The 14,154-nt window shown below is 44.2% G+C and carries 4 protein-coding genes; all 4 read right to left on the reverse strand.

All coding sequences use genetic code 11. The annotated features are described in order from the left end of the window. Positions 1 to 3,264: hypothetical protein (locus N480_RS25925; protein WP_269201022.1), on the reverse strand; the 3,264-nt coding region annotated here is incomplete at its 3' end. A 34-nt stretch (positions 3,265 to 3,298) separates the two neighbouring features. After that, a complete protein-coding gene (locus tag N480_RS16260) occupies positions 3,299 to 3,610 on the reverse strand; it encodes a hypothetical protein (RefSeq protein WP_063373510.1) in 312 nt (103 codons plus the stop codon). Between the two features lie 93 nt (positions 3,611 to 3,703). Continuing rightward, a complete protein-coding gene (locus N480_RS16265; RefSeq protein ID WP_196761508.1) occupies positions 3,704 to 4,993 on the reverse strand; it encodes an O-antigen ligase family protein in 1,290 nt (429 codons plus the stop codon). A 683-nt stretch (positions 4,994 to 5,676) separates the two neighbouring features. Further along, entirely contained in the window at positions 5,677 to 14,091 is an 8,415-nt protein-coding gene (locus tag N480_RS16270; protein WP_231102273.1) for a tandem-95 repeat protein, read from the reverse strand. Between the last annotated feature and the right edge of the window lie 63 nt (positions 14,092 to 14,154).

The raw sequence follows: 14,154 nt of genomic DNA on the forward strand, positions 1-14,154 counted from the left end.
TGTTTGGTCTGCCTTTGTAGCAAGCTGCGTGTTAACCGTCGCCGTATCTGCTTTGGCTGCCAATGCAGTATCTACCGCTGTTTGGTCTGCCTTTGCAGCAAGCTGCGTGTTAACCGTCGCCGTATCTGCTTTGGCTGCCAATGCAGTATCTACCGCTGTTTGTTCTGCCTTTGCAGCAAGCTGTGTGTTAACCGTTGCCGTATCTGCTTTGGCTGCCAACGCAGTATCTACTGCGGCTTGGTCTGCTTTCGCTGTAAGCTGTGTATTAACGATCGCCGTATCTGCTTTGGCTGCCAACGCAGTATCTACTGCGGCTTGATCTGCTTTCGCTGCAAGCTGTGTGTTAACGGTCGCCGTATCTGCTTTAGCTGCCAACGCAGTATCTACCGCTGCTTGGTCTGCTTTCGCTGCAAGCTGTGTGTTAACGGTCGCCGTATCTGCTTTAAGCTCTAATGCGCTGTCGAATGTCGCTTGCTCGACTTTTTTCGCAAGTAGTCCGGTAACCGTAATACTATCGGCTTTTGCTGCTAGATCAGTGTTCAGGTCAGCTCGTGTTACATACACAGTGAAATCAGGTAAGTCAGCTTTTAGCGCAAATTTAGACTCATCATAACTTGCTCCTTTCGCTAACATTTGCCACGGCTGTTGAACATTTCCTTGAGGATCTGTCGGCGGCACGCCCACAGTGGTTTGTGTTGCTATATATGCACTGCCAAGATATGTTATGACATCACCTGACTTAAATTCTGTGACTAGATTATAGCCCTCAGACACAAACTGAATGCCAGTCTCACCTTTTGCAACCAAAACACCCCATTGAGATGCAGTATCTTTTGGCGAACCATTTACAGGCTCTCCTTCTACTGATGCTGGAATAGCAACTTTTGCGATATATGCACTTCCTTCATGGGTAACAACGTCATCAACTGAGTATGCTAGCGTCGAAGACCACACACCAACGACTTGCAGCCCCTTATCACCTTTTGCACCGGGTTCGCCTTTTTCGCCTGGCTCGCCTTTAGCGCCATCTTTTCCATCAACGCCATCTTTACCATTAATGCCCGGAGCACCATCTATACCATTAATACCCGGAGCGCCGTCTTTTCCGTCAATACCATTGGTGCCGTCTTTGCCATCAACGCCATTGATACCGTCTTTGCCGTCTTTTCCATCCTTACCGTCAAGACCGTCTTTTCCGGCTAAACCCGAGCCTACTCCATTAAACAATAGTAACCAGCTGTTGTTAGTTTGTGATGGAGGCAAATTAAGTTCATCGCCCTCTACAACAGCGGTAATGGTAGCTCTAGCAATATATGCGTTGTTTTCGTACACAACAACATCATCGATATTATATGCTGCTTCAGCGCTCCAATTGCCTTTGATTACTAGACCGCGGTCGCCTTTATCGCCTTTATCACCTTTTTCACCCTTGGCGCCATCTTTCCCGTCGATACCATTGCGGCCGTCTTTTCCATCAATACCATCAACGCCTGGGGCACCGTCTTTGCCATTGAGGCCATCTTTACCGTTTAACCCGTCTTTACCATTAAGACCATCTTTGCCGTTTAAACCATCAATGCCATCTCGGCCGTCTTTTCCGTTTAAACCGTCTTTTCCGTCAATACCATCGCGACCATCAATACCGTCTTTTCCGTTTTGACCATCTTGTCCATTAATACCATCTTTACCAGGGGCGCCATCTATTCCGTTAATACCATCTCGACCGTCTTTACCCGGTGCGCCATCTAGGCCATCTTTACCGGCAAGGCCTGAACCAACACCGTTAAACAATAGCAACCAGCTATCATTGGTATTTGAAGGCGGTAAATTAGGCTCATTACCTTCGATGACTTCTGAAACAGCCATGCGTGCAACATAGGCGTTGTTTTCAAAGACGACCACATCGTCTTGATTGTAGCCTTCTGTCGCGCTCCAATTACCTTTAATGATTAAGCCACGATCACCTTTGTCACCTTTATCGCCTTTCTCACCCTTTTCACCCTTCTCACCGGCATCACCCTTGTCTCCTTGGTCTCCCTTATCACCTTTCGCACCTTGTTGTCCTCGAGCGCCCTCTTTGCCATCTTTACCGTCTTTACCATCAGCGCCATCTAGACCATCACGCCCTGGTTTTCCATCTACACCATCTTTGCCATCAGTACCGTCTTTGCCATCCAGCCCATTTTTACCATCGACGCCATCTTTGCCGTTAATGCCGTCTCTACCATTGGTGCCATCTTTACCGTTAACACCGTCTTTGCCGTCGGCTCCGTCCTTGCCATCAACACCATCTTTGCCATTGATACCATCTTTACCATCAACACCATCTTTACCATCAACACCGTCTGTACCATTGGTGCCATCTTTGCCATCTACACCATCAGCTCCAGCTTGCCCTTGCTCTCCTTTTGCAACTAAGAGAGTCCATATCTCTGACGCAACGATTGGCGTAGCATTACTTTGGCCTTCTGCCGCTGCACTGATTTCACCAGTCGCAATATAAATGCTGCCTTCAAATGACACCACATCATCTACCACATAGGCCGCTACTTCACTCCAAGCGCCGCGCACCTGTAAACCTTTATCACCTTTATCACCTTTTTCGCCTTGGGCTCCCGCCTCACCTTTTTCGCCTTGGTTGCCCTGCTCTCCTTTTTCACCCTTTTCGCCTTGATCTCCCTTATCACCTTTCGCGCCATCTTGACCGTCAACACCATCTTTACCGTCTTGACCAGGATCGCCTTTCTCACCCTTAGCACCATCTTGACCATCGATACCATCTCGACCATCAGCGCCCCTCAAGCCTGTTGGAGATCCTAACCATTCACCATTTTCATTGATGATGATACTACCACCTACAGATACTTGGGTTGCTTCTACATCCCCCTCTACCTTACTAGCCACATCTGCATGATATGCGCTAGGGGCTGTATCTATACTCAATCGAGGCGACATCTCCGAGTCGTCACCGACGGTTATGCCTAACTCTAGATCTTTATTCTTAAAAATTGTCGCGTCAATGTCGTTACTTTCACCCAAGCGTACAGCGTAAGCACCATCAACCACTTCAATATCTCTAACCTCTTCCCACATAACTTGGCCTTGTGAATACAACTTGAAGGTCATTGTGACCGTTTCATTCACAGCTTCTTGGGTATTTGAATTAGTTAACGTCCCTTGATGGTTCAACTGAGCCGCAACTGCTGGCATTGAAATAGCACTGGCTGCAGCGATAACTGCTGCGATCGCATTTTTAGTAAACATATATTCCCTTTTAATATTTATATTTTTAATTTATTTAGTTTGCTGCGGCATTTGAGAGGCTAAAGTTCTCAGAGCTTGCTTTGTTATTGATCACTGTGACTGTGGCTGCTAAGTCGTGCGCACCAGATGTCGACTTTTGTATCCGGCTTCCGCCTAGGTTTGACTGTTTGACCGAGTGATTTGCTTCTTTTTTATCCGGGTTTGGAGGCGTCGGTTTTGGATCTGGTTTAGTTATCGGAGCTTTGTCGACATCAACATTTACTTTGTCATCACTTCCTCCACAGCCTGCTAGACTGATGCTAAAAGCAATAAGCAAAGTAGTGCTTAGGTGGGTATGTATTTTCATTGTATTCCTTAGTTAATATCACGTTCATCACTGAACTTTGACTGTCTTTAGTCGATGAAAGGAAGGCTACTCGTTTTAAGTATCTCGCTTCACCTAACGGGCCAAACCTAAGTGCTTGATCCGTTCATTATTTGGGTATATTTCTAATACCTTGTCTTTGTAATATTCAGATTTCTCATTCAACTCCAGTTTAAGCGCAATTGAAGATGCTTTAATCAGCATATCTACATTATATGGATAAATACTTAGTACATATTCCACTCTATTTAGGGCTTCTCGTTGGTCTCTCTCTTTATATAAGTACAGCTCCACAAGCCTCATGGCTGCAATGTAATTATAAGGGTTAATATCGAGCGCTTTTTCAACCTTTTGCGTATCTCCTAATTTGTAGCCTGAGTTCGTTAAGTAACTAGACGTAGACTTAATAACACTTAATATAACAGTTAAAGTGATGAGAGAAAGGCATAATCCAACCACGGAATGCCTTGGTATTAAAAAAATATGCTTAATTGACTTCGCTCTAGAAATAACCACCGAAAATAACAGTAGTGAGAAAAACAAACTGACAGGCGTTAAAAATACAGAACTAAACATCGCATGGAATAAAACTGAAAAAACAGCCATAAAAACCCAAGTATCTACAACTGTTCCTTTTAAAAAGCTCATAAAGGATTGAATGAAAAACCAAGATAACAACACTAAAAACACGCTGCCACCAAGCAAACCTAATTCGCTGGTTAACTTTAATATAATGTTATAGGGAGAAGGTAATATGCTGTAGTTTGATACATAAGGTGAAGACTCTGGGGTCCCCATTTTGGCGTACTTCTGATGAATATATTCAAAATTATTTACACCTACGCCAGCTGGGTTTTGCGCAATCATGTCTAGCGTATTTCTAAACACCATCTCTCTACCAGAGTTGAGTTCCTTTATTGTCAACACTTGATGCTGCAACTTACTGAAACCGTTGCTTTGCGCTATGCTAAACGTCACCGCAGCTGCACCAAACATCGCAGAGATTGCGATGTACTTTAATGGGAAACGTTTGTTCTTAACCAGTAGTACTAGTAGCACTATCAATTCTGCACCGAGTAGCCCTAAAACTGTTCCTCTGGTGTTTGACTCGATAAGAAGGTGCATGAGCACAAGCAAGCTAATGCCTCCAATCACGACCTTAATCACGGAGTGTCGATTTTTATATATTGCTAGTACAAGTATGGGGATCCATATATTTAAAACTTGTCCTAAATAATTTACAAACCCTATAGGAGAGAAGTTAACATCACTATAAGGGGCACCTTGCCAATACCTTTGATATAAAACTGCAAAACAAAAAAATACCGAAGAGTAATATACGCAATCAATTAGTAAATTTAACATTTGCTCGCGCGTTAACAAATTTGCAAAGGTATATATTGCCATAATAAAAACAAAAAACCTTAAAGCGAAAAGCATTGCTTCAAATTTATTAGGGGACCAAGCTATGGTAATCAGCATATTTAATAACAACAAGGCGATTAAAACACCAACCACAGTAACCTTTACGCTTCGAGTCGAGTAAATTAAAAAGAATAATATGACAATTGAGAAAACGTCAAAAACCAGCCATTTGGGTGTATTGTACTGATAATAAAAAACATCAGTACTCACGACCACTATGAGGCACGATAGAGAAATGGTTAAAACCTTTAGTAAATTAAAATAGGAAGGCATACCACTCCTAAATACTAAAGACTCAATATTGTACTGCATTAAATCCCTTTTTATTTTTACGCTTCCATATAAAACATGCGATTTATACACGCATGAAAATTTAAAATCAATAAAAATAAAAATTATGACAAAAGTATATTAAAAATTTCATTAGCTATAAAATATCTAATGAAACACAACTTGAGGCTAGAAATCTGACTTGATGAATTAATTAATCTAGTAATGATAGAGAGAGGGAAGATCGGGAAAAAGTTGCAAGCTAAAATGTAACTTCATTGGTGGAGTCTATGCACTCGAAACAATAAAATTGAGCTTGCACTTGTTACAACATGCAAGCTCACATGTAGACTCTAAAACTTCAAACTCAGAGACAAAGAAAGTTCATTTACATTATTTTCACTGATATCAAAGTGCTTATATTGTAGCCCAACTTCCAAAGAGCTACTCAACTGGTAACCCAACTCTGTACCAATAAATGCATTTGTTTCAGACGCTTCATAGCTTTTTAAAAAACGGCCATCTCTGGTACTGTCAATGCGATAGTCCCAGTCAAATGCACCAAGGAACACTTCACCAGTAAAGCTTTGCCAGCTGAATACATCATAATTTAATTGCAGCGTAAACCCTTCAGGTAACACTGGTGAAACACGAGACAACTGTTGATGAACTTCATCCGGCGTTAAAGTTTCACCTGAAAAGTCAACACTGCCCTGCCCGAGATCAACATACCCGATACCTACGTGCCAATTGGGCAGTAACTCATAATAACCACTGACGGACCACGATGAACTGGAGTCATCAATAGTGCCTAGCTGTAACCCGCTGTTATTTGATATTCGCTCTTGAGCCTGAGCTTCTCCTATAGTGCCTTTCAAAGTCCATGATTCTGCATATGCAGAAAGCGGCAATAAGCAAGCCATTGAGGCCAGTGTAAAGCTTGGTAATAAGGCTTTTCTTCTTCGTAAAATGAGTGCTGAAAGCATCACGATTAGTGTTCCTCCTAAACTTCCTGAAGATTTATTTTCAATGTTAACTGCTTTATATGCAGTTACAGTAATACGGGCCACGCCCTGCGATACCCCGCCTTTAGAGTCCATTATGATGTAAGAGATAATATCGACGCCTTCAAATCCCTGCTTAGCGGTATAACTTATCGTGCTGTCTGCGTTAATTTCCACAGTGCCATGCTGCGCAGACACTTCAATGAGCGAGATTAGATCCCCTTCAGCATCAAAGTCGTTAGCAAGCACGTCCAATATTATGCTCGCTTTGTCATTAGTCGACGCCTCATCAAGCTTAGCTGTAGGCGGTGTATTCACCGCCAAGTTAACCGTTACCGTACTATTTGCCGTTCCACCTTGGCCATCAGTAATACTATATTGAATTGTTGCAGTACCGACGAAGGTGGTGGGTGGTATATACGTTAGTTTATTGTCTTCTACCGTAACAACACCAAAATCTACGCTGGCACTGGTGACTATTAATGGATCACTATCGGCGTCTGAATCATTCGCCAGTACATCTATTACTATTGACTGGCCAGCGCCAATGGTCAATTCGTCAGCTTGTGCAACAGGCTGTATATTATCTGTCTTAACAACTGCCACACCACCTGGGTCAATAATGCTGCCGTTTGCAATGCCATCGTCATCATTTGGTCCCCCATCTACAATTTGCAACTTGACGCACCAGTCTCCCTCTTGAAGCCCTTCTTGCCAAGTGTCACTGCCCGGTGGAGCACAATAGCCAGGTTCTCCAAGAGACGAATAAATCTTATTGTTTTCGTCGATAGTAAAATCAAGCCACTGACCATTTTTCAGTTTCCTATATACTGCATTGATGGGTATAGGTTTACGTTGCGGTATTACAATGCTGTATGTGTCACCAGCTTGAGGCAAGCCCGTCGCGATAAAATCAAATAGACCGCCAATATTGATAGCGCTCTCATCTGCTTCTAACTCCTCAGGTAGCAGCTGCACACCTCCGGTGCTGTTTTGTGCAATGGTTACGCCTTTGCGAATACACACGCCAGGCTCACCTTCAATCAAAAATTGATTCGCTTCCTGCACTTGCTCTTGCATAACATTACAATCGGAAATGGCATCCTGAAAATCTGGGATACCATCGTTATCTGAATCACTGTGCCCTTCTTGGTCATCAGGGATCAAATCCCCATCGGTATCTAGACTAGTCAATACCGCCAATGAGGGCACCACTTCCAAATAAATTTGTGAAGTGGCGGATAAACTGGGCTGTCCATTATCGGATGCGGTAACCTCAAGGCCATAAACACCTGTGGCAAGAGATTGTGGAGAAAATACAAACTCGTTGTCTGCGGTGCTCAGATTTTGCAGCGCGGGATCGAGCCCAGTCCATTGCAATGCAATGGTGTCGCCAACATTTGCGTCACTGGCAAATGCTTGAACGGTGACCAACTGATCATTTGCGGTTACTATAGTCCGCTGCTCGTTGTCTTGTTTCGCTATTAATGTGATCTCGGGGGCAACATTATTTTCTACGATGGTAATTTGTGTTGAGAACTTAGCACCACGATTCAGAGTATCTTCTAGCGTAATGACTATTGTTTCATTGCCCTCTACAATACCATCCTCTAACACATCAAATGAAATTACTCCTTCAGTACCCGAGTTAATTTGAATAGTTCCGCCCGATAGAGTGTGATCTGCAGAAGACGCACTACCCGAAACCGTATAAGGCACGAGAACGGGGTATTGCGGAGATTCCCCATTGAGGTACACGCCAAGGCTAAAACTTTGTCCCTCTGAAAGCTGTACATCTTTCGCCAATGAAATTAGTGGGTTAACAAATATATTCTGTGTAGCAAATGCACTCAGATTATTATTATCTGTTGCGCGCCATGTGGCTAAGTGACGCCCCGCAGGGAACAGAGTATTGTTATCAACCAACGACACACCAATCACATTGCCATTGCTGTCTGTTGCAATAGCGTTACCTAACTCTACTTTCGTATAAAGCGCCGTGGCATTTACTGTCACATCTGATGGTGTTGTAATGGTAGGTGGCACCCCAACACTGTCGTTTCTGTTTATCGTCAATTCAGCGGTTGCGCGGCTAATTGCGCCCGCAGCATCTTTGACAACATATTCGATGATGACCACCCCACTAAAAGTATCTTCGGGTGTGTAAACGAGTAATTGCCCTTGTATCTCAACACTGCCCACCGAAGGCATCGCACTTAATATTGTTAACGCGTCTCCTTCATCAACATCTGTGTCATTACTCAGAACAGCCAGTCTATAAGTGCCAGTTTGAGCATCAAATGTTTCTTCTGAATATTGATCATCCGTAGCGATGGGGGCATCATTTATATTCTCAATAGTCATCGTCACTGTTGCGGTGTTGGATACAGCGCCCGAGGTATCTCTGAATGCATAGCTAAACGAATCGTTACCCACTTCGTTCGTATTGGCGGTATAAACGATACGGCCTAAAGAATCTATCGCAACTTGGCCTTTATCAGGGATAGAAACAATAAATACCGTCTCGCTATCTATTTCGTTGTTACCATCCACATCAATATCGTTGCCCAGTACATTGACAGCAAATGAACCTTCTTCTTCAAGTGCTGCAATGTCATCATTCGCAATAGGAGCATCGTTTATGGGCGCTACGTTTAACGTGACCGTGGCGGGCAAAGAGCTCAACCCTTCACTATCCGTTAATACATAAGTAAATGTAAAAACACCATTTTGATCTTGTAATGGGTCTATTTGTAACCGTCCATCGGTCAAAATAGCCACGGTAGCAAAGTCAAAATTGCCAGCATTTTGCAGGGTAATGTTTGCACCATTGAATCCGTTATCTTCTACGTCTGAGTCATTGCTCAGAATGGCCACAATAATTTGTGTATCTTCTTCAGTAGAGACCGAATCATCTATTGCCACAGGTGCATCATTCACTTGGCCAATGGTAATTGAGATCGTCGCTGGGTCGGAGTCCGCGCCAGCGCTATCCGCAATCGTATAGGTGAAGCTATCGCTGCCTTGCTCATTTTCACGTGGCGTATAGTTAATCACGCCCAATTCGCTGCTCGCTTCTACGCTTCCTCTTTGCGGCTGGCTATTTACCGTAATTTGACCTGTGGGTATACCATCTTCAACGTCTGTTGCAAAAGCCCTCACATTGATAGGCGTAGCGACTGAGTCCTCTTCAACATTCGCAGTTAAAGCTTGCGCCAGCGGCGCATCGTTTACGGGCAATATTACGATTGATACCGTCGCTTTCTCCGAGTTATTTGAGTCTTGATCGGCTACGATATACGTAAAGGTGTCATCACCATTGATATCTTGATTTGGGGAGTAAATAGCAACGCCATTACTAACGGACACTGAGCCAAAGCTTGGGGAATCAATGATGACAGTAGACGAAGCTACCATATCTCCCTCAGGATCAGAGTCATTTGCAAGTAAATTGATGGTTACTTCTGTATCTTCATTTGTTTGCGCACTGTCATTTACGACAATGGGGGCTTCAGAAACTGGCGTGATATCTATGCTCACAGTGTAAGTATCTGAGAGTGAGCCAGATGTGTCTTTTATACGGAAGGTAAAGCTGTCACCTTGCGTTTCGGAGTTGTCATGTGTGTATGAGAAACTGCCATCATCGTTAACATTGAGTGTGCCGAATGATGGTTGACTAAATTCAGCGATGGATAGTACGTCACCGCTATCTAAGTCATCGTCGGATACGAAATTGGGGTTTAGTAGTCCAGCGGACGCGTCTTGAGTTAGGTTGCCTCCTTCGCTTATCTCAAAGCCGCGATTGCTACCCACGGGAGCATCATTGGTATTAACCACTTCGATATTAAAGGTGTCGAGCTGAACTGAAAACTGCCCGTCAGACGCAGAAATGACGATATCGGCGTATGTCCCTACATGGCTGTCATCAGGTGTACCTGTCAGCGCCCCTGTAGAAGCATTAAAAAGAGCCCAAGCTGGCTGGTTTTGTATACTAAACGTCAAGGCATCACCGTCTATATCGGTCGATGAAGGTACAAAGCTATAACTGCTGTCTTCGTCCACGCTTGAGGCTGGTGTACCACCTATTGTTGGAACATCGTTGACGTTGTTAACCGTAATACTGAAAGCACTGAGTGACGCACTCTGCTGGCCATCAGATACCGTAATCTCAATATTATTATATGATCCAACATGGGTGTTATCTGGAGTACCAAATAATTTACCTGTTGCACTATCAAATTGGGCCCAGGCAGGCATATTGACAATGCTAAAGGTTAGCTCGTCACCATCTATATCTGATGCTACAGGCATGAAGGAATATAGGCTATCTTCATCGATAGAAGAGGGCGGTGTACCTGAAATAACTGGTACATCATTTGTGTTAGAAACGGTGATGGAGAAAGCCGCCAATGAGGCCGATAATGTACCATCAGATACGCTGATTACAATGTTCTCAAATTGCCCTACATCGGCGTTTTTCGGCACACCGGTGAGCTCTCCAGAGTGCATGTTGAATGTCGTCCAACTCGGTTTGTTTGCTATGCTCAAAGTGAGCGTATCACCGTCTCTATCTTCAAATGTAGGCACAAATGTATAGCTGCTGTCTTCATTCACTTGAGCACTGGGTACGCCAGAAACCGTAGGTGCATCATTTACATTAGCGACTGCGATATTCACAGTTTCAGTATCTGAATCAACCAGCCCATCATTCACTTTAAAGGTAAAGCTATCTGAACCGAAAAAGTCGACATGAGAAGTATAAACGACACTATTACCATTTTGGGTGTAAGTGCCATTACTTGGCGCATTCACTATCGAGTAAGTTAAGCTATCGTTATCTAAATCTGCTCCTGATAACGTAATAGTCAAAGAGGCTTCTTCATCTACATTGACAGACTGCCCAGACACGGTTGGTTGATCGTTAACGGCAACAACGGTCAAATTGACAGTACCAAATTGCGAGTCCAGTGCACCATCACTGGCCACAAAAGTAAATGTATCACTGCCATTAAAGTGCTCAGCAGGTGTATATAGCCAACTGGTGTCAGACTGAGCGACAAGCGTACCATTTGAAACCGTAGAGACAATACGGTAACTCAATACATCTGATTCTTGATCTGTTGCTGATAGCGTAACCAGTAAACTACTATCCTCATTCAGATCCAATGCTTGATTTTGCGCAACCGGCGCGTCATTTACCGGAGTAACCGTCATAGTGACTGTCGCTTTATTGGAGGTTGCGCCTGCGGAATCTTGCACTGTGTAGGTAAAAATATCATCACCAAAGTAATGTGTATTTGGCGTATAAACAATGGCCCCTTGGGCATTCACAACCGCCTGACCAAATTGCGGCTGATCAACCACCGTAACACTCGCTAGATTAAAGCTATCATTGTCATCAACATCTGTATCGTTGCCGAGTACATTAACTTCAAAGGATCCCTCTTCTTGCAAGCTCGCAGTATTGTCATTGGCAATTGGCGCGTCATTGACAGGCGTTAAAGTAACGGTCACTGTCGCAGGGTCAGAGACAAGCCCTTCACTGTCCGTTATTGTATAATTAAAAGTAAAGACTCCATTTTGATTTGCTTCGGGCACAATACTGAGTTGTCCATCAGCGCCGATTGTCACCCTAGCTTTCGCATAATTGCCAGTACCATTTCCTTGATCCTCTAGCGTGATGTTCGCCCCGTTAAAGCCTTGATCTTCAACATCACTGTCGTTTGCCAAAATCGCGACCAGTACACCCTCATCTTCATTTGTGGTTACCGCGTCATTAGTCGCAATGGGTTTGTCATTCACCGCACCGATGTTTACTGATACTGTCATGGGTGCAGAAACATCACCTGCGCTGTCTTTGATGGTATATGTGAAGCTATCTGTGCCGCTCTGATTAGCTGCCGGCTTATAAACAAATGTGCCAAGCTGCTGGTTTATTTCAACTACACCTTTTGAGGGCTGAGTCGCCAACGCTAAATCTCCGGTAGGAATACCATCTTCAACATCGGTTGTTTGAGCACGCACTTGTAACGCTGCGGAGTCCGTATCTTCGGACGTGTTGATCATCAACTCTTTGGCTACAGGTAAATCATTTTCAGCAGTGATAGTCACTGACACAGTGGCGGTGTTTGATGTGTTTTGTTGTGCATCCTTGACGTTATAGCTGAAGCTATCTGCACCCACCGCATTATCGTTGGGCGTATACGTCGCAACACCATTAAGAATGGTCACGCTGCCTTTAGTTGGTTGACCAATAATGACAGCCGAAGATGCGACCATATCTTGTTCAGGGTCACTATCATTTGCTAATAGGTTTATGGTGCCGGCTGTGTCTTCTGTAACGGTCAAAATATCATTGTTGGCGGTCGGTGCGTCTGCGACTGCGGTGATGGTCAGTGTGGCTGTATACGTCGCTGATGCTGCATTTGAAGCATCTTTGACTCGATAGGTAAATTGATCGGTGTGGTTTTCGCTACCATCATGTTGATAAGAGAAACTGCCATCTTGATTCAAGGTTAGCTGCCCATAAGTGGGGGCCGAAACTTGTTCCACCGTTAAGCTATCCCCCTTGTCAGAATCTGGATCGGTTGCTGTACTTAACAATCCCGCCGCTGCATTGACAACGAGCAAACCAGCTTCAGCTGTCGTGAAGGTAAATGCAGTGCCGCTAGGCGCATCATTGACATTGGTTACTTCTATATTGAAGCTTTCTAATGAAGCCGAATCGGTCCCATCGCTGACTGATATTTGAATGCCATTATAGTTACCGACATCTGCATCTGTTGGCGCACCTGACAGTAATCCCGAGCTCTGATTGAACGCAGCCCAGCTTGGCTGATTCGTTATGCTATAGGTGTGTGTATCTTGATCATCGGGATCAACCAAGGTGGGTGTAAAATTATATGTTTGATCTTGGGCAACACTCGTAGCCGGCTGCCCACTGAGAGCTGGGGCAACATTATATTTTTTAGTCACTGTATCCGCAATCGCATCACTGCGATTTCCCGCAGTATCCACAATGGTTACAGAAAGTGTCAGTGTCCCTTCAGCCAGATTACTGACATTGATGCCCGTTACCTGGGTTGAAACGGCTGAAATATTACCATTACCAATCACCGACTGGTTATTTGCATCTGTAATGCTGTACTCGAACGACCCTGAGCCCTCCAAACCGGTTAAAGAGAAGCTAAGTGCTGATTCATTGTCTCGGTTTATAAGGGCTTGATCTATGCTCACCGCTTGCCCACTCGGGGCCTTTGTATCCACACTCAACGTTAATTGATTTGCCGCAGTATTCGGGTTACCCGCACTATCCGTAAATTTCGCTGCATTTATATCAAGTGTTGCTGCGGACTCAACGTTTTCAGTAGGCGTAAACAGTGCGGTATATTGCGTATTTGAAGTTGCGGAAAAATTACTTAGACTACCTCCTGTCACGCTAATGTCATCAACCGTAAAATCATTACTCGCTTCACTGAGCACAATGTTAATCGTCGCTGTTTCACCGGTTTTGAGATTAGTATCAGTAGCAGAAAGTGTATTTATTGTTGGACTTGTTGTGTCTAATTCACTTGTAGAAGTCACTGGTGTCGCCACATTGCCTGCGGTATCCGTTAAAATGGCTGATAGCGTCAAGGTGCCATCATTCAGGGCACTGAGATCTAAATTAGCCAGCTGCTGGCCAGCAGACGTGACTGTACCGTTGCCCGTAACACTGGTCCCACCATTGCTGCTCGAAATGGTATAGCTGTAGGTTGCCCCCACTTCTGCGCTACTAAAGGAAAAAGACGCTGCGCCTTTTTCCGTGTTTGAATACAAGGTATCGCC

Source organism: Pseudoalteromonas luteoviolacea S2607 (genome assembly GCF_001625575.1).
Taxonomy (GTDB): domain Bacteria; phylum Pseudomonadota; class Gammaproteobacteria; order Enterobacterales; family Alteromonadaceae; genus Pseudoalteromonas; species Pseudoalteromonas luteoviolacea_E.

Coding starts and splice junctions, on each gene's coding strand:
- N480_RS16260 (WP_063373510.1), bottom strand. CDS start 3,610: ATGAAAATACATACCCACCTAAGCACTACTTTGCTTATTGCTTTTAGC.
- N480_RS16265 (WP_196761508.1), bottom strand. CDS start 4,993: ATGTTAAATTTACTAATTGATTGCGTATATTACTCTTCGGTATTTTTT.